The sequence below is a fragment of the Thermincola sp. GK-1 genome (assembly GCF_059412445.1).
On the sequence record NZ_JBSQAT010000002.1, the window covers coordinates 293111 to 311480 of the forward strand.

21 protein-coding genes are annotated in these 18370 nt (G+C 45.6%); 19 read left to right on the forward strand and 2 right to left on the reverse strand.

Translation table 11 applies throughout. The features are described 5' to 3' along the window. Positions 1–52 precede the first annotated feature (52 nt). From ACSNJE_RS03140 to ACSNJE_RS03150, 3 genes are all read left to right on the forward strand, one after another. Positions 53–877, forward strand: coding sequence for a purine-nucleoside phosphorylase (locus tag ACSNJE_RS03140; RefSeq protein WP_495251969.1), 825 nt, complete (start codon positions 53–55; stop codon positions 875–877). Further along, a complete protein-coding gene (locus ACSNJE_RS03145) occupies positions 877–2202 on the forward strand; it encodes a pyrimidine-nucleoside phosphorylase (protein ID WP_495251970.1) in 1326 nt (441 codons plus the stop codon). Before ACSNJE_RS03140 ends, ACSNJE_RS03145 begins: the two co-directional genes overlap by 1 nt. 84 nt (positions 2203–2286) lie before the next feature. Beyond that, positions 2287–2583 (forward strand): hypothetical protein, encoded by a 297-nt coding sequence (locus ACSNJE_RS03150; RefSeq protein ID WP_495251971.1) that lies wholly within the window; start codon positions 2287–2289, stop codon positions 2581–2583. A gap of 133 nt (positions 2584–2716) precedes the next feature. Here ACSNJE_RS03150 and ACSNJE_RS03155 read toward each other — a convergent pair whose 3' ends face one another. Both ACSNJE_RS03155 and ACSNJE_RS03160 read right to left on the reverse strand, forming a co-directional pair. Continuing rightward, positions 2717–3502, reverse strand: coding sequence for an amidohydrolase family protein (locus ACSNJE_RS03155; protein ID WP_474773079.1), 786 nt, complete (start codon positions 3500–3502; stop codon positions 2717–2719). Positions 3503–3590: 88 nt separating this feature from the next. Further along, entirely contained in the window at positions 3591–5435 is a 1845-nt protein-coding gene (locus ACSNJE_RS03160; protein WP_495251972.1) for an APC family permease, read from the reverse strand. A gap of 216 nt (positions 5436–5651) precedes the next feature. Between ACSNJE_RS03160 and ACSNJE_RS03165 the strand changes: the two genes are divergently transcribed. From ACSNJE_RS03165 to ACSNJE_RS03240, 16 genes are all read left to right on the forward strand, one after another. Then, positions 5652–6809, forward strand: coding sequence for a D-alanyl-D-alanine carboxypeptidase family protein (locus tag ACSNJE_RS03165; protein ID WP_495251979.1), 1158 nt, complete (start codon positions 5652–5654; stop codon positions 6807–6809). Positions 6810–7022: 213 nt separating this feature from the next. Continuing rightward, entirely contained in the window at positions 7023–7358 is a 336-nt protein-coding gene (gene spoIIAA / locus ACSNJE_RS03170) for an anti-sigma F factor antagonist (RefSeq protein WP_013120521.1), read from the forward strand. A 12-nt stretch (positions 7359–7370) separates the two neighbouring features. After that, positions 7371–7817, forward strand: coding sequence for an anti-sigma F factor (gene spoIIAB, locus ACSNJE_RS03175; protein WP_052216693.1), 447 nt, complete (start codon positions 7371–7373; stop codon positions 7815–7817). Positions 7818–7829: 12 nt separating this feature from the next. Further along, positions 7830–8612: an RNA polymerase sporulation sigma factor SigF gene (gene sigF, locus ACSNJE_RS03180; protein WP_013120519.1), complete on the forward strand. Its 783-nt coding sequence runs from the start codon at positions 7830–7832 to the stop codon at positions 8610–8612. 215 nt (positions 8613–8827) lie between these two features. After that, positions 8828–9022, forward strand: a complete 195-nt coding sequence (locus tag ACSNJE_RS03185) for a dodecin family protein (protein ID WP_013120518.1) — start codon at positions 8828–8830, stop codon at positions 9020–9022. 76 nt (positions 9023–9098) lie between these two features. Continuing rightward, positions 9099–9563 carry a stage V sporulation protein AC gene (spoVAC, locus tag ACSNJE_RS03190; RefSeq protein ID WP_013120517.1) on the forward strand — a complete coding sequence of 155 codons (465 nt, stop codon included), beginning with the start codon at positions 9099–9101 and terminating at the stop codon, positions 9561–9563. Positions 9564–9577: 14 nt separating this feature from the next. Continuing rightward, a complete protein-coding gene (gene spoVAD, locus ACSNJE_RS03195; protein WP_052216694.1) occupies positions 9578–10627 on the forward strand; it encodes a stage V sporulation protein AD in 1050 nt (349 codons plus the stop codon). Positions 10628–10631: 4 nt separating this feature from the next. After that, on the forward strand, positions 10632–10991 hold the full coding sequence (gene spoVAE, locus ACSNJE_RS03200; protein ID WP_461570573.1) for a stage V sporulation protein AE: 360 nt from the start codon (positions 10632–10634) through the stop codon (positions 10989–10991). Positions 10992–11001: 10 nt separating this feature from the next. Then, positions 11002–11610 (forward strand): stage V sporulation protein SpoVABEA, encoded by a 609-nt coding sequence (gene spoVAEA, locus ACSNJE_RS03205; protein WP_052216696.1) that lies wholly within the window; start codon positions 11002–11004, stop codon positions 11608–11610. Next, positions 11573–13117: a spore germination protein gene (locus tag ACSNJE_RS03210; RefSeq protein WP_052216697.1), complete on the forward strand. Its 1545-nt coding sequence runs from the start codon at positions 11573–11575 to the stop codon at positions 13115–13117. The genes spoVAEA and ACSNJE_RS03210 overlap by 38 nt, the downstream gene beginning before the upstream one ends. A 279-nt stretch (positions 13118–13396) precedes the next feature. Continuing rightward, entirely contained in the window at positions 13397–14404 is a 1008-nt protein-coding gene (locus tag ACSNJE_RS03215; protein ID WP_495251973.1) for an acyl-CoA dehydratase activase-related protein, read from the forward strand. Continuing rightward, positions 14376–15491 carry an acyl-CoA dehydratase activase-related protein gene (locus ACSNJE_RS03220; RefSeq protein WP_013120511.1) on the forward strand — a complete coding sequence of 372 codons (1116 nt, stop codon included), beginning with the start codon at positions 14376–14378 and terminating at the stop codon, positions 15489–15491. Before ACSNJE_RS03215 ends, ACSNJE_RS03220 begins: the two co-directional genes overlap by 29 nt. Next, positions 15470–16450, forward strand: coding sequence for an acyl-CoA dehydratase activase (locus ACSNJE_RS03225; protein WP_052216700.1), 981 nt, complete (start codon positions 15470–15472; stop codon positions 16448–16450). The genes ACSNJE_RS03220 and ACSNJE_RS03225 overlap by 22 nt, the downstream gene beginning before the upstream one ends. Before the next feature lie 115 nt (positions 16451–16565). Further along, complete coding sequence (locus ACSNJE_RS03230) at positions 16566–17177, forward strand: DUF3786 domain-containing protein (RefSeq protein WP_495251974.1); 612 nt, start codon at positions 16566–16568, stop codon at positions 17175–17177. A 40-nt stretch (positions 17178–17217) separates the two neighbouring features. After that, positions 17218–17607, forward strand: coding sequence for a (deoxy)nucleoside triphosphate pyrophosphohydrolase (locus tag ACSNJE_RS03235; protein ID WP_052216702.1), 390 nt, complete (start codon positions 17218–17220; stop codon positions 17605–17607). A gap of 3 nt (positions 17608–17610) precedes the next feature. Beyond that, the gene (locus tag ACSNJE_RS03240) at positions 17611–17931 is read left to right on the forward strand and encodes a DMT family transporter (RefSeq protein WP_495251975.1); all 321 of its coding nucleotides are present in this window, start codon (positions 17611–17613) and stop codon (positions 17929–17931) included. The last annotated feature ends 439 nt before the right edge of the window (positions 17932–18370 follow it).

Sequence of the window (18370 nt, forward strand, 5' to 3'; positions counted from 1 at the left end):
CTTTAAATATACATGGGGAGTGTCAAAAACATATATAGGGGGACTGGTACATATGTCGGAAAAAGCAAAATTTCAGGAGACAGTAAATTTTATCAGGGATAAGTTTACCGAGCAGGCAGATTTGGCCATGATTTTAGGCAGCGGTTTAGGTATTCTTGCCGATGCCGTGGAAGATAAAAAAGTTATAGATTATAAGGATATCCCTAATTTTCCCGTTTCAACAGTGGAAGGCCACGCCGGCCAGTTGGTTTTCGGGCGGCTGGAAGGGAAAAAGGTTTTGCTTATGAACGGGCGGTTCCATTATTATGAGGGATATCACATTAAAGAAGTGGTGTATCCGGTACGGGTGATGCAGTTATTGGGGATAAAAATCCTGCTTGTTACCAACGCCGCAGGTGGTATCAACCATGCCTTTGCGCCGGGAGACCTGATGATTATTGAAGACCATATCAATTTAATGGGTACCAACCCGTTGCTGGGGCCCAATGAAGAGGAGTTCGGCCCCAGGTTTCCTGATATGTCTGAGGCTTATAACAAGGGTTTGCGGAAACTGGCCGAAAGGGTGGCCAGGGAAGAAAAGATTGAATACAGGAAAGGCGTATATGCCGGGTTGGCGGGTCCTTCTTACGAAACTCCGGCGGAAATAAAGTACCTCCGGTATATCGGCGCTGATGCAGTGGGGATGTCCACGGTGCCCGAAGTAATAGTGGCTAATCATGGAGGTATGCGGGTGCTGGGCATTTCCTGCATAACCAACATGGCAGCTGGAGTACTGCCGCAGAAACTTAGCCATGAGGAAGTAATGGAAACAGCTAACCGGGTAAGGGATAAGTTTATCAAGCTGGTTAGGGGCATTGTCCGAGAGGTGAAAATTTAGTGCGGGCTTACGATATTATTTTAAAAAAGAGAAACGGACAGGAACTGTCCACTGAAGAAATCAACTTCCTCATTGAGGGATATATGTCCGGTAAGGTAGCTGATTACCAGATGTCCGCCTGGGCCATGACTGTGTTTTTCCGGGGAATGACCGAGCGGGAGACGGCCGACCTGACTATGGCCATGGTTAGGTCAGGGGAACAGGTGAACCTCTCACCTATCGAGGGGATAAAAGTAGACAAGCATTCTACTGGGGGCGTAGGAGACAAAACTACCCTTGTACTTGGCCCACTGGTAGCGGCATCTGGGGTGCCGGTGGCCAAAATGTCGGGCCGGGGTCTGGGGCATACCGGCGGAACCATTGACAAGCTGGAATCAATTCCCGGTTTTCAAACGGGAATTAAGAAGGAACAGTTTTTCAACAATGTAAACCAAATAAAAATTGCCGTGGCCGGGCAGACGGGCAACCTCACGCCTGCTGATAAAAAATTGTATGCTTTACGCGATGTTACGGCCACGGTAGATTCAATTCCCCTTATTGCCAGCAGTATCATGAGCAAAAAAATAGCTGCCGGAGCTGACGCCATAGTGCTGGATGTAAAAACAGGCTGTGGTGCTTTTATGAAAACAGAAGAAGATGCTTTTAAGCTTGCCGCCACCATGGTTGGCATCGGCGCCAAGGTAGGCCGGAAAACAACAGCGGTAGTAACCGATATGGACCAGCCTTTGGGCAACACTGTAGGCAATGCTCTGGAAGTAAAAGAAGCTATTTTGACTCTTAAAGATAAAGGTCCGGCCGACCTGACGGAATTGTGTTATACGTTAGGCAGTAGAATGCTTGTACTTGGAGGCAGGGCGAATACTTACGACGAAGGCCGGAAAATTTTGGAGGAGTTGTTGAAATCCGGGGCGGCCTTGTCGAAATTGAAAGAACTGGTGGAAGCCCAGGGCGGCGATGGTACTGTTATCGAAAACGAAGAACTATTGCCGGAAGCGAAGTATTCCCTGCCGCTTAAAGCAGCGGCAGACGGTTATGTCTATGCCATTAATGCAGAACAGGTGGGTATAGCTGCCATGGTACTGGGAGCAGGCCGCGAAACAAAAGAAGACGTTATCGACCCGGCTGTGGGCATTATAATTAACAAAAAACGGGGCGAGGAAGTCAAGTCAGGAGAAATATTGGCTACCATTTACTATAACGATGAACATAGAGCGAGGGATGCAGAGCGTATACTACTGGCAGCTTATACAATAAAAAATGAAAAACCCCTTGACCGCCCGTTAATTTTTGGGTATGTCGATGAGACGGGAAGTTATAGGATATAACCTGAAGCCCCCTTATACGGAAGGGGGCTTCAGGTTATCCGAAAAAAATTTAATGGAAGAGGGCTAAAATCAGGGTCCGAATTTTTGGCCAGAACCAGGTCCGAAGCCGGGGAAACCGGGCCTGAAGCCAGGGAAGCCAGGTCCGAAGCCAGGTCCGAAGCCGGGGAAACCGGGCCTGAAGCCAGGGAAGCCAGGTCCGAAGCCCGGGAAACCGGGCCTGAAGCCAGGGAAACCGGGTCCGAAGCCAGGGAAACCGGGTCCGAAGCCAGGGAAACCGGGTCCGAAGCCAGGGAAGCCGGGTCCGAAGCCGGGAAAGCCGGGTGTGAAACCGCCATCAACTTCAAATTTATTCATAGAATAGGTCACTCCCTTTTAGGTTAGTTCATTTTATATTATTTAAACTTATGTTTAATTGCCACCCCTGTTTTGAGGAAAGTTAACATAAAAAAGTACAGTTCTTACTGTACTTTTATGCTGCTGCCATGCGGGTTTTAATAAAAAACTCGTGTAATTTTTACTGCTGTCTGCCAGCCAAAAGATCGGCTCCGTTTTTCCAGAGAATCTTTTCCCTTTCTGCGGAGGTCAACGGTATCCGGTGAAAGGCTTCCAGTTCCTGCTTATGTTTGGCGACGGGGTAATCGGTACCGAACAGGACTTTATTTATATCGTGAGATCTGATTAAACGGGCTATTTCTACCGGGGGAAGAATCCAGGTGGTGCTTGAGGTATCTATGTAAATATCCTTTCCCAGCAGGTAATCTTTTGCTTCCTGCCATTTAGACCACCCACCCAGGTGGGCGGCAATGATTTTCATTTTGGGGAAGGATTCTATAACCCGTTTGAGGCGGGCAGGATGAGAAAGGTCTGACTTGCGGTCACCAACATGAAACATCACCAGGAAGCGGTCTTCTATTGCTTCGTAGACAGGCCACATGCGGGGATCGTCTATGGCAAACTGCTGAAACTCGGCATGAAATTTGATACCCGTTAAGCCCAGCGTTTCCATGCGGTCAAGTTCAGAAAAGGGATCGGGGTAATCAACGTGAATGCTGCCGAAACCGATAATGTTATCTGAACACTGTTTGGCTATCCAATTATTGTTTATCTGTACCTGGTCCGGATTAGTGGCAGCGGCGTGGAGGCATAACTTGGTAATGCCTGCTTCCTGAGCCGACTGCAGCAGGTCTGACAAGGTTCCCATGCCGGCAATGCTGATTTTATAATGATTGGCCAGTTGATTGACGGCTAAATGGGCAATTTTTTCTGGAAATGCGTGAGTATGGAAATCAATAATCGCCATGATTTACCTCCCCAGAATAAACACCATAGGTAAAAAACAATAACTAATCATGTTCGATAAAATCGAACAAAATCCTTCTTAAAAAAGATCAAAATTCACATTCTTTTAAATGGAAGGGCACCGTTGTCACCACAACATCCGTCTGGAATACAAGCAGGTTTTGCAGCATCAAACCTGTCTGGTTATGCAGGAACCGGTGCCACCACCGGCAGGTAACAAATTCAGGGATCAAAACTGTTACCACTTCACCTGGCTTCTTATTTCTGTCTGCTTCCCGGATGTAATTCATCAGCGGTTCTAAAACAGATCTATATGGAGAATCGATAATTACCAGTTCAATACCGGGATTCCAGGCTTCCCATTTTTTACGGAATTTATCGGTAAATTCCTTATCAATGGATATGTGTACTACTTTGATGTCATCACTTAGCTTTCGGGCATAATCTATGGTATTGGCGACCACATTGGTCAAACTTGCGGCCGGGATTATAATTTTATGCTTTAAGCCGGTCGGAACTCTATAATTGTCAAAATCTAGCTGCTTCTTAACATCGGCGTAATGTTTGTTTGTTTTACTGAAAAGGTAGACCATTGCGACTATAATGATAAAAACTACCCAGGCTCCATGGGTGAACTTGGTAGTGGCAATTACCAGGGTAACCATGCCCGTAACAATGGCCCCTATCCCGTTAACTGCAAGTTTGGCGCGCCATTTTCCTGTCTGATGGGCCAGCCATCTTTTTACCATCGCTGTTTGGGCTAAAGTAAAAGAAGTAAAGACGCCGACCGCATAAAGGGGAATCAAACGAGTCGTAATTCCGTCAAAAATGATGAGCAAAAGAGCTGCCAAAAATCCCAATAAGACAATACCGTTGCTGAAGACTAAGCGATCTCCGCGCAAAGCAAGATAACGTGGCAAAAAGCCATCACGGGCCATCAATGAAGCAAGCATGGGAAAACCGGCAAAGGCAGTGTTCGCGGCCAGGGCCAGGATTAAAAAAGTGGCGGCCTGGAACAGGTAAAACAGGATCCCTTTACCAAAAATAATTTTGGCTACCTGAGAAATAACAGTCATGTTTTCTGTTGGTGTAACTCCCAACTGCTGGGTAAGGATGGTTAAACCGCTGAACATGAAAAACAGCAAAAAGGCTAACAAAGTTAAAACTATTTTGGCATTTCTGTTTTCCGGTACCTTGAAATTAGGTACCGCGTTGCTTACGGCTTCCACACCGGTTAAAGCTGCACAGCCGGAAGAAAAGGCTCTTAAAACTAGCCAGACTAGAGCTAGGGAACTCAGGTTAACCTGGGCTGTGGCAGCCGCCAGGTGTGAGGCCGGTAGGTGGCCCGCAAACAGTTTGTATAATCCGTAACCTATCAACACAAACATACCGAAGATAAATGAATAAGTAGGATAGCTGAAAATGGTTGCTGATTCCGTTATGCCTCTCAGGTTAAGAAGAACCAAAGTGAGTACCACCAGCAGGCACAGTAACACCCTATACTTGTCTAGCGGGGTATAAGCGGAAATAAAAGCGGCAACACCGGCGGAAACAGAGACTGCAACAGTTAAAATATAATCAAAGAGAAGAGCTGCTCCCGCTACAAGGCCCGGGTAAATACCTAGGTGCTCCTTGGAAACGATGTAAGCGCCACCGCTGCTTTTGGGAAAGGCGTCAATAATCTGCATATAGCTGAAAGCCACAATAAAGAGCAGTATAACTATTGCTGCCGAAATAGGAGCAATAAAATGAAAAGAGGCCAAACCTATAACAGGAACCAGGACGTGCAGGATTTCTTCACCGGCATAGGCTACCGACGATAAAGCATCCGATGACAGGATGGCCAGCCCTTTTAGAACTGAGAAGCGTTCGTGCGTTATCCTGGCTGATTCTAACGGTTTACCTATGACAATTTGCCGCAGCAGTTTTAACATAAATTGATGCTACCTCCATGGATTGATCTTCTCTTCCGAAACAGGTTTGAAAAATTTATACTAACAAAGTAATGTTGCCAAATTCTCCGCAATTATACAGGTGGCTGTTAAATTGAGCGGGGAATACTACTACATGGCGCACATAATTTTAGCCATATCAAGAAATACTGTTAATACGAAAAAGCATTTAAGGGGGAAATTATTTTGGACTACAAATTGAAGAAAGTAATCGGTCTTTTCTTATTAACAACCATGATAACCATACTGTTTCCCACGCAGGGTTTTGCTGCTCCTGAACAGCAGCCTTTGCTGGAAACTACGGCAGAATCTGCTATACTTATCGATGCAGTGACGGGTAAAGTACTGTTTGAAAAAGCGGCTGATGTGGAAAGGCCGCCGGCCAGTGTAACCAAGGTTATGACCTTGCTGGTTGCCCTGGAACAACTGGCCAAAGGGAAAATTTCTCTGTCTGACAAAGTAGTTACCAGCGAAAATGCTTCCGGGATGGGAGGTTCCCAGGTTTATCTGGAGCCAAACGAAGAACTGTCCATGCGGGAAATGCTGATTTCCATAGCTGTGGGGTCGGCAAACGATGCCTGTGTTGCTGTGGCTGAACACATAGCCGGCTCTCATGAAGCATATGTTAAGATGATGAACGAAAAGGCCAAAGAACTAGGCCTTAAACATACTCATTTTGCCAATGCCTATGGGCTTCCGGCAGAAGGACATTATACCTCTGCCCGGGACTTGGCTGTTATGATGAGGGAAGCTTTAAAATATCCCCTTTTCAGTAAGCTTACTTCCATAAAACGTTATGACTTGCGCGGTGGGGAGTTTGTCCTCTGGAATACCAACAAACTGCTGTGGTGGTATGATGGATGTGACGGCGGCAAGACGGGGTGGACGTCGGAAGCAAAATACTGTCTTGCGTCCACCTGCAAGCGCAACGGTCTGCGGTTAATCGCCGTTGTTATGGCTACGCCGGAACCCCGCAGCCATTTCCGGGAATCCATGAGATTATACAATTACGGATTTGCCCGCTATGAAGCTGCCAACATCGCCGAACAAGGAAAAAAACTTGGTAAGATCCGGGTGAGTAAAGGACAATGGGACTGGGTGGATGCGGTAACGGCCTCCGATGTGGCTATAGTCGTTCCCAAGGGCGAGAAAAAGTCAGTTACCTATAAGCTTGACCTGGTACCTTATGTTAAGGCTCCCGTCAAAAAGGGGCAAAAGGTAGGCCAAGTCACTGTAATGAAAGATAAAGAACAGGTTTTAAAGGTTAATTTAGTGGCAGCCCGTGATGTGGAAAAAGGCGGCGTCTTTAAACACATCGTTAAGCTTGTCCGTTCTACCATCACCCCGGCAGAATAGATTAAACCAGATATCTGAATTTACTCCAAGTCCAAATCACCGCACCGACTGATACGAGCTATTCCAGTCGTTCCGGGCATCAATGTCCCGCCAGCGGTAATTTGGACTTTCTACTTTCGACAAAACCTTACAATTGTTTTGCCATTAATTAGCAGGAAAAAAATTGCGCCTTGTAGAATACCGACAAAGCATTTATTTTGGGAGGGGTTTACCATGTGCATTTCGTCTGAATATAAAGAAAGTGTTTTGCTGGTAAAACTAACCGGTGATTTTGACATGGCTGTTGCCGATAACATCAGGTGCCATATAGATAAGCAGTTGGATGAAGGGTTGGTTAAAAATGTAGTTTTGGACCTATCAGACGTTGGGTTTATTGACAGTTCCGGTTTAGGCGTAATTTTGGGCCGATACAAGCGCATCAGCCAATTGGGAGGAAAAATGGCTATTATTGGGGCGCAGCCACAGGTTAACAGAATACTGGAGTTATCCGGTATCCAAAAAATAATTGACTGTTACAGTGCAGAAGAAGAGGCGCTGCAGGCGATGTAAGGAGGAGCGACCATGAAACTTAAAAACAAAATGAGCATAGAGATATTAAGTTTACCGGAAAACGTGGCTTTGGCCAGGGTAACTGTGGCAGCTTTTGCGGCTCAACTGGATTTTACGCTGGAAGACCTGGAAGAAATTAAAGTCGCTGTCTCGGAAGCCGTTTCCAACAGTCTAATTCACGGTTATGCTAGTAAAACCGATTGCATGGTTGGAATAAATGCCGTTATTTACGATAATGATGTTTTAGAAGTAGAGATTAAAGACAATGGCGTGGGAATTGCCGACATCCAACAGGCCATGCAGCCTGCGTACAGCACCACGCCGGAGAGAATGGGACTGGGCTTTTCTTTTATGCAGTCTTTTATGGATTCCGTACAGGTAGATTCTGCACCGGGTCAGGGCACTACTGTTAAACTCACAAAAAAGCCAAGCAAAACTGTTGACAAACAGGATAATTAGGGGTGTGAAGCAATGAGTACCCGGTTATCAGAAATGAATCTGCCGCGGTTCCCTCTGTTATCCGACAAAGAAATGAAAGAACTTCTTATAAAAGCAAAAAACGGCGACCAGGCGGCACGTGAAAAATTAGTTAACTGTAACTTAAAGCTGGTATTTAATCTGGTACAGCGATTTTGCAACAGGGGCTACGAACCTGAAGACCTTTTCCAGATAGGCACTATTGGGCTGATCAAAGCGATAGATAAATTTGACTTAAGCTATGATGTGAAATTTTCTACATACGCTGTTCCTCTGATTATCGGTGAAATAAGAAGATTTTTACGTGATGACAATCCAGTGAAAGTGAGCCGCTCCGTTAAGGAAACAGCCAATAAAATTAACCGGGCGCGGGAAAAATTGTCAGCTTCACTGGGTAGGGACCCGACCATAAGTGAGATTGCCAAAGAGGTGGGCATGGAGAGGGAGGAAATTGTTAACGCTATGGAAGCTTCGCAATTGCCCACTTCAATATATGAAACTCTTTACCAGGATGACGGAGACCCCATCTACGTTATGGATGCGATAACCGGATCATCCGGCGATGAAGGCCAATGGTTTGAGCATATGGCCCTGAAAGATGTTTTGCAAAAACTGCCCGAAAGAGAAAAAAAAGTTCTCTTGCTAAGATTTTTTGAAGATAAAACCCAAACCCAGGTAGCAGAGATTCTGGGGATTTCTCAGGTTCAGGTGTCACGCATAGAAAGACAGGCTTTGAAAACAATCCGATCGATGATTGGTTTAAATGATAGAAACTGAAATTACGCGGGTAAAAGCCGTAGATTTTCCAAAAGGTATAATTCCGGAGGAATCTACGGTCATTATTTTTTACAGCTTCAAACAGAAGTTTTAATATCCACATTAATTACTTTGTTTGCATGAAATAACCTCTTTTAACGCATAATACATTTAGAACCGTCAGGAGATAAAAATGCCCTGACAGGGCAAAAAATATTGTAAGGAGGAGCTTTAAGATGTACGTCAAAGTGGCAGAAGTTATTGGAGAATCTAAGGACAACTGGAAAGACGCGGTACAAAATGCAGTGAACGAGGCTATGAAATACCATGACAACATTACCGGGGTTGAGATTTACAACCTTACTGCAGACGTTCATAACGGGAAACTTGTTGATTTTAAAGCAAATGTAAAAATTGCTTACACTGATTAGGTTTTGGAAGGACACCCAGGGTGTCCTTCTCAGTTATTTATAAAGATTTATAAAAAATTAGAAAGGAAGATAGGATTTGGCAGATCATATTGAGCCTTCGGACCAGCAACTGCAAAAAATTGTTTATCAACAAATGGTCCAGCAAACAAAACCCAAACCGCCTGTGCTAAGAAATGTTATCGGCGCTTTCTTTTTCGGCGGTTTGATCTGCATTATAGGCCAGGCGCTTATTAACATATATATGCAGTTTGGACTGGATCAAAGGGCGGCCAGTACGGCTGCTTCAGCAACACTGGTATTTGTGGCGGCCCTGCTGACAGGGTTAGGCGTTTACGATTCTATTGCTAAGTATGCCGGCGCGGGGACCATAGTGCCAATTACCGGGTTTGCCAATTCCATTGTTGCTCCGGCCTTGGAGTTTCGCAGGGAAGGCATGGTTCTGGGAACAGGGGCGAAAATTTTTACTTTGGCCGGTCCGGTATTGGTTTGTGGATTTGTCACTTCGTGGCTCATTGGGCTGGTAGTTTATTTAACGAAGTAGTGGGGGGTTAGTAAATGGTTGAAACCACAGTAGTAAACAGAGCAGTAAAAAAGCTTGGTAAGCAAACCTTTCAGTTGGCTAACCCACCTGTTATCGTGGGGGCCGCTGCCATTGTGGGTCCCAAAGAAGGACAAGGCCCGCTGGGAAATATTTTTGACCTGGTACTGCCTGATACCCTGGCCGGTGAAAAAACCTGGGAAAAAGCTGAACGCAAAATGCTGAAGGATGCCGTAAATATGGCTTTACAAAAGGCTAACCTGACGACGAAAGATATTGATTTTTTTATGGCCGGAGACCTGCTCAACCAAATAATCTCCGCTAACTTTACCGCCCGTGACCTGGGAATACCTTTTATTGGTTTATATGGAGCATGTTCCACCATGGTGGAAAGTCTGTGTTTGGGCTCAATGCTGATAGATGGAGGATTTGCCAATAATGTTGCCGTCGCGGCTTCCAGCCATTATGATACGGCTGAACGACAGTATCGGTTTCCAACAGAACTGGGCGTCCAACGTCCTCCTTCGGCTCAGTGGACGGTCACGGGAGCAGGTGCCATGGTAGTAAGCGGAACAGGGATCGGCCCTGCCGTAACCCATGTAACTATCGGCAAGGTTATCGACCTGGGGATCAAAGACGCCAATGATATGGGTTCAGCTATGGCCCCGGCCGCTGCAGATACAATTGTCGCCCATTTTAAAGAAACGACCAGGCAGCCTTCTGATTATGACCTGATTATTTCCGGCGATTTAGCCAGTATAGGCCATTCTTTAACTATACAACTGGTAAAACAGGCCGGCTATGATATGTCGAAGAATTTTACCGATTGCGGTATATTGATTTTTGACCCATCCCAGGATACCCATGCCGGAGGCAGCGGTTGCGGTTGTTCGGCGGTAGTTCTTAGTTCCTATATACTGGGGCAAATGAAGGCAGGGAAGTATAAGAGAGTACTGGCAATTGGTACCGGCGCTTTATTAAGCCCTACTGCCACGCTACAGGGTGAATCGATTCCCGGAGTGGCCCATGCCGTGGTGATGGATGCATATAGTTTGTCAGGAGGTTGAGCTTATGGAGTATTTTAAAGCATTTATAATCGGGGGCGGAATTTGTGTTATCGGTCAATTACTCATCGATTTGACCAGTTACCGGATAACTCCCTCCCATATACTGGTTAGCTTTGTAACGGCCGGCGCCATACTAAGCGCCATGGGTTTATATCAGCCCTTGATTGATTTTGCCGGCGCAGGGGCAACGGTCCCGTTGCCGGGTTTTGGTCATATTTTGGCGCAGGGTGCCATTAAGGGAGTTACGGAGAAAGGACTGCTCGGAGCATTTGGCGGGGGTATCGAAGCAGCTTCTGTAGGAATTGGCGCCGCTGTAATATTTGGTTACCTGGTGGCGGTGGCATTCACTCCCAAAGGAGAATAAGTGGAAATTTATGAAAAAGCAAACCAGAAAAGTTATTATTGTTACCGATGGAGACATGGTGGCAAAAAGGACTGTGGAGATTGCTGCCAGGAATGTCGGCGCCCGGTGCATTTCACTGTCTGCCGGAAACCCCACGCCAATATCGGGCCAGCAAGCTGTAGAACTGATTAAGCTGACGCCTCATGACCCGGTTGTCTTAATGGTTGACGATCGCGGAAACACGGGGTTTGGCAAAGGAGAACAAGTCCTGGATTACGTGGTCCGGCACCCCGAGATAGATGTATTAGGGGTGGTGGCCGTGGCTTCCAATACATCTGGTATTCAGGGAACCAGGGTAGATAAGTCAATTACCAGGGACGGCGTGATAGTCGACGGGCCCGTCGATAAATATGGACAGCCAGAACCGGCTAATCATAAATATCTGGAAGGGGATACGGTCAGCGTCTTGAATTCTCTGGATGTGAAAGTCATTATCGGACTGGGTGACATTGGCAAAATGGACATGGCAGACGATATCTCTAATGGAGCGCCGTTAACAACACTAGCGCTACAGGAAGTAATTAACAGGAGTGGATATAAAAATGGAAGAAACGATGGCTCCAAAGACCCGGGTAAGTAAAAAGTTTGATGAAAATGCGGAAATGTTGAAAAACGTGTTGGGAATTGGCGTAAGTTATGACGTGGCCTGGCGGGAGTTTGAGATAGCCGGTAAAAAGGCCGCCATCTTGTTCGTAGACGGGTTGATAAAGGATTTGCCCATTGTTGAAATAATGCAGAATTTTGCCTTCCTGGAACGCGAGAACCTAACGCCTAACACCTTGCACAAACTGTTAGCCAAATATGTCACTTACGTTAAGGCAGCTCCTACCGATAAGCTGGAGGATGTAGTCAACAAGGTGTTGGCCGGTTTCCTGGCGCTTATAGTCGATGGTATGGAGGAAGCCATTTTGATTGAGGCCCGCCAGTATCCGGGCCGAAATCCGGAAGAGCCTGATATCGAGCGGGTAGTCAGGGGTTCCAGAGATGGGTTTACGGAAACCATACTTTTTAATACCGCCTTAATCCGGCGGCGGCTCAGAGACCCGCGCCTGAGAACGGAAATTTTGCAGGCCGGGGTCAGGTCCAAAACTGATATTTGCGTGGCTTATCTGGAGGATGTGGCCAATCCTGACCTTGTGAAAACAATCAAGCAAAGAATTATGGACATCAAAATTGACGGTCTGCCCATGGCGGAAAAATCTGTAGAAGAGTATATTACCACCGGCAACTGGAACCCTTTACCACAGGTGCGTTATACCGAGCGGCCCGACGTGGCGGCGGACCACTTACTGGAAGGGCATGTTTTAGTGATAGTGGATACGTCCCCCAGCGTAATTATTGCACCCGCTACTTATTTTCACCATTTGCAGCATGCCGAGGAATTCAGACAGAATGCATTTATTGGTGTATATCTCAGGTGGGTAAGGTTTATTGCGGTATTTGCTTCTTTGTTTGTATTGCCGTTATGGTATTTATTCAGCATTGAGCCGCAACTTTTACCGGCATCGCTAAAATTTATAGGGGTGGAAAAACCTGGCGAAGTCCCGCTGCTACTGCAGTTAATTATAGCCGAAATCGGTCTTGACATGATCAGGCAGTCAACTATCCATACCCCTACGCCCCTGGCAACGGCTCTGGGTTTGATTGCTGCATTTATGATTGGGGATGTGGCAATCAATGTGGGATTGTTTACTGCCGAGGTAATACTTTACTTGGCAGTAGCGGCTGTCGGTACTTTTGCCACTCCCAGCTATGAGTTGGGGATGGCCAATCGGATTTTCCGGCTGTTCCTGCTATTGATGGTGGGAGCTTTAAAACTACCGGGGTTAATTATCGGAATTGGCGCAATTTTAATTTTAGTTGCCCGGACCAAACCTTTTGGAGTGCCGTATTTATGGCCGTTAATTCCCTTTAACTGGGCGGCTCTGAAGCACTTACTGGTTCGGCCCACGTTACCGATGAAAAACATCCGTCCGAGTATATTAAGACCAATTGATACTACCAGGCAGCCTTCTGCCGCTCCGGTCAAAAAAAGGTTGCCCCGGAAGGTTAGAAATCAAAACCGTTTATCCGGAAAGAAAAATTAATTTGGCAAGCGATAAGTGGGGGAACTTAAATATTTTCGGCGCTCGCAAAACCGGAAACAAGAAGGCAGGAGGTTCCCGCATGTTTGAAGATGGTGAAGGCCGCCGGGAAGTCCGGTACTCAACTTAAGTTGAGTGCCTATGGACGGGAGGCGGCCTGACTTTTAAGGAAAGCAATTTGTGCCGAAATTGCGCATTACCATTTTGTTGGTTTCGAGGAATAAAAAGAGAAAAAATGCTAATAATAAAAATTGTTATGTATGAAAGGAGGATAATATTTCCATGCCAGTTAAAGTTGGAATACCCCGCGCATTGCTCTACTACAGTTATTTTCCTATGTGGAAAGCCTTTTTTGAGGAGTTGGGAGCGGAGGTAATAGTATCGGGTAAAACCACGAAAAGAATTCTGGACAATGGCGTAAAAGAAGCGGTTGACGAAGTATGTTTGCCCGTTAAGGTCTTTTACGGACATGTTATCGAATTATGTGATCAGGTAGATTATATTTTTGTACCCCGGTTAGTCAGTGTGGAAAAAAAGGCATTTATCTGCCCGAAGTTCCTGGGTTTGCCTGATATGATCCGGCATAACATTAAAAACCTGCCCAAACTTATTGATATTACTGTCAACCTTAGTAAAAAGCCGGCCAATATATACAAGGCAATATATGAAGCAGGGAAAATATTCACGTCCAACCCGGCCAAAATCTGGCTTGCTTATAGAAAAGGAATGGAACAGTTAAATAATTTTATCAAGTTAACGGAGGCGGGCTATATGCCTGATGAAGCCATTGAAGAGATGGCCAGGGGGTTGGTGGCGCAAAATTATGCGCCGCCCGCCGCAGGAGATTTAAAAATTGCATTGATTGGTCATGGCTATAACATTTATGACCGGTATGTCAGTATGAACCTGATAGCTAAGCTCATAAACCTGGGCGTGCAGGTGTTAACGGCTGATAATATTCCCCATGATGAAGTTGAGGACAAGGCATCATTATTGCCAAAAAGGCTTTTTTGGACTATGGGAAGGAAAATGGTGGGGGCCAGCTTCCACTTCATGCAGAGGGAAGACATTGACGGTATAATTCATGTGGCGGCATTCGGGTGTGGTCCGGATTCTTTTACCGGTGAACTCATTGAGAGGAAAATAAAACGCAATAAAAGCAAACCCTTTCTCAATCTTACTATTGACGAGCATACAGGCGAAGCCGGTATAGTGACGAGGCTGGAAGCCTTTGTAGATATGATCAGATGGAGGAAGTCTAATGAAAGTAACCTTTCCGCACATGGGTAATATGTATATATGTTTAAAAGCCATGCTTAATTACCTGGGGGTGGAGGTAGTCGTACCGCCGCCGACCAGCAAAAAAACCATGGTATTAGGGGTACAAAACAGTCCCGAATTTGCCTGCCTGCCTATGAAGGTTAATCTGGGTAATTTTATCGAGGCTTACGAGCAGGGAGCCGATACCATCTTAATGGCAGGGGGAGTAGGACCATGCCGGTTTGGTTATTATGCTCAGGTGCAGAAGGAAATAATAGAAGACCTGGGATTGAATTATAAAATGATTGTTCTTGAACCACCACAAAAGCATATTTCAGAGCTCCTGGCCAAGATTAAGGAAGTGGCCGACAACCAGTCCTGGCTCAGAATTATTAAAGCAATACGCTTCGGCTGGTTAAAAGCCGTGGTCGCTGACCGGCTGGAGCAAAGCATACATTACCTACGACCCCGTGAACTGGAACAGGGCCATGCCGACCAGGTTTATCAAAAGGCTTTGCATTGGATTGACCGGGCAGAGAGCCCGCAAGAGCTGGCAGATGTGGAGAAGAAAATCGGTGAAGCTCTGAAAAAAGTGGCGGTGAACAGGAACAGGGACGTCATCAGAATCGGTCTGGTAGGGGAAATATATGTTCTCCTGGAACCCTTTGTCAACCTGGAAATCGAAAGAAACCTCGGCAAGCTCGGGGTGGAAGTGGAAAGGTCCATCTACCTGAGCCAGTGGATCAACGACCATTTGTTTATGGGATTATTAAAGATGAAAAGCAGTAAAGAATCGAAATTAATGGCTTTGCCTTATGTTAACCATACTGTAGGCGGGCACGGACAAGAAAGTATAGGAAGCGCTGTAATATTTTCGCAGCAGGGTTACGACGGAGTTATACAGGTTGCGCCATTTACCTGTATGCCGGAAATTATAGCTGAAAGTATTTTGCCTACGGTGAGCAGGGATAAAGATATACCTACCTATACCTTAATTGTGGACGAACATTCCGGTGACGCCGGGGTAGTTACCAGACTGGAAGCCTTTGTGGATTTACTGCGGCGCAGAAAAAATTATAAGGAGGGTACAAAAAAATGTATGGATTTCTTGGGATAGATGTTGGTTCAGTAAGCACGAATATTGTTTTACTTGATCATGAAGGCAAGGTTCTAAAAAAATTATATCTGCGAACGCAGGGACAACCAATTGCAGCTTTACAAAGAGGATTGGCGCTGTTCAGGGATGAATTTGGTGACGCTGTGGAAATCTGTGCGGTAGGTACGACAGGCAGCGGACGGCATCTGGCCGGGGTAATCGTCGGCGCCGATTCGGTGAAAAACGAAATTACGGCCCATGCTGTAGCTGCTTCAATCGAGGTGCCGGGAGTACAGACAATACTGGAAATAGGCGGGCAGGATTCAAAAATTATCATCCTGCGGGACGGAATTGTTACAGACTTTGCCATGAATACGGTTTGCGCAGCCGGTACAGGGTCTTTTTTGGACCAGCAGGCAGCCAGGTTAAACCTACCTATTCAGGATTTCGGCGCCATTGCCCTTAGGGCCAAAAACCCAGTTCGCATTGCCGGCCGGTGTTCGGTATTTGCCGAATCGGATATGATTCATAAACAACAGATGGGCCATTCCCTGCCCGATATATTGGCGGGGTTATGTGAAGCCTTGGTGCGGAATTATCTGAATAACGTCGGTAAAGGGAAAGAAATCAATAGCCCCATTATCTTCCAGGGTGGCGTTGCCGCAAATATAGGTATCAAAAAGGCTTTTGAAAAAGCTTTGCAGCAGGAAATCTTGATTCCTGAACATTTTGACGTCATGGGGGCCATAGGGGCGGCACACCTGGCCAAAGAAGCTGTGGCCGCAAAAGGCGGCAAAACCAATTTTCGCGGTTTTTCGGCAGTCCTGGATGAATACCAGGCATCGAGTTTTGAATGTAAAGACTGTCCTAACCTGTGTGAGGTTATTGAAATCGGAGCACGCAGCAACTTGTTGGCCCGTTGGGGAGACAAATGCGGGAAGTGGAGTAATTCCGTGGCTGCCCAACAGAATGCCGTATAGGCTTCAAAGTTTGCGTCTTGCATAATAAAAAAACCTAAGTTAAAATTAGTATAACTGGCAATTCTTGTTGGATGGGTATCTTGAATGATACCCATTTTTTCAGGGGAGGGCGCATATGTGTAATATTAATGCTTATGCGGAAGCTATTAAGGTTTTTAAAGAAAAAGACCCGGCAGAGATGGCCGGCAATGCCGGAGCGGTCTATGACAAAGAGAATAAAAAAATATTTTTAAAATATCTTCATGCCAATATAGAGGTTGATTTCCCTTCGGGCGAAATAATATCTGACGCTAAATGGGAGCTGGTGAAAAACGATAAAGTATTAATTCTGCAATACCTGACCGGCGCTACGGGAGCCATGCCGAGGAATACCTGGATAGCATTCATTCAATTACCGGGCGGCCCTCATCATCATCAACCTTTCGTCCTGGAGGCAATTAACCCACTGGCGGAGGAATTTGGCAATAAAATCGAGGAATTCAGGAAAATAGCTCCACTCTTTGGTGCCACAGAAATAAAAATGGGGGACTATGGAGTGAGTATACCCGTATTTCCCAAGCTGCCTATGGCTGTCTGTCTACGACAGGGAGATGATGAATTCCCACCCAGTGCCAATATTTTGTTTGACGCCGGGGCGCCCTTACATTTAACTACTGCGGCGTTATGGGTGTTGGGAGTTGAACTTTCCCGTAAATTAAGGGGAGTTAACGGACAGCAGTACTCTTAATGCCTCTTCATTAATGAACAGAAGGGTAGGGGTCATAGTTTTGCAAAGAGTAACGGCTGCAATATTAATGAGAGATGATAAAGTTTTTATTGCCAAAAGAAAAGCAAACGGCCTGTTGGCCGGCAAATGGGAGTTTCCGGGCGGGAAAATAGAAAAAGGAGAAAGCCCGGAAGAGTGCCTGAAACGGGAGATGAAGGAGGAATTTCACATTGAAGTAAGTGTGGGCGCTTTTTTCGGTGAGAGTATTTATCACTACGAACATGGCGCTATTCATTTGTTAGCTTATTATGTACAATGGGAAAAGGGAGAGTTCAGGCCTCTCGTACATGACGAATTTAAATGGGTACCCGTTGCCGAGTTAAAGGAATACGGTTTTGCGCCGGCTGATATACCATTGGCAGAAAAACTGATGAAAGTACTGGGAGGTTAGAAAATGGCTTGGGTATATTTGTTTATTGCGGGAATCTTTGAAACGGTTTGGGCTGCAAGCATGAAATATACCGAGGGGTTTACAAAGCTGTGGCCCAGCCTTGTAACTATTGGCGCTATGCTAATCAGCGTAAGTTTATTATCGGTAGCCTTAAAAACCATTCCTATCGGGATGGGGTATGCAGTATGGACAGGTATAGGGGCTGCCGGTACAGTTGTGGTAGGTATTTTGCTGTTTAAAGAACCTGTCCAGATGTTCAGAATTATCTGTTTGGTACTGATCATTGCCGGAATTATTGGTTTAAAATTTACATCGGAACATTGATTTGTAAACACATCTTTGATAAAAACATTTAATTTGCAAAAAAAGTCCTTTACATAAACGAGAATAACTTGGCTAAATATACCTATTATCCTCCGGATAAAGCAAAGAAAAACCCGGAGGATAAAATTTTTTGTGCAAGTACCGGTTTGGGGTATGAAATCAAACGTTAATATTAGACGGAGGTTTGCGATGTGATTGGTAAAGGGTATCAACTGAGGAAGGGCTTACCATAATTTACATGAAGGATTGTCCCAAATTATGTGGTAACATTAATGCGTACAAGTCGATACCATATTTTTTCACTGTTCAACAGCCACGGACTTCAAGAATTTTATTGTTAAGTTATCAGTAAGCTTACTTTAAACTTAGATTCGGAAAGTAACTTATAAAAACTTAATAATATCAAGGCTTTTAGATGTTTTTTTAGTGTAAAAATTTT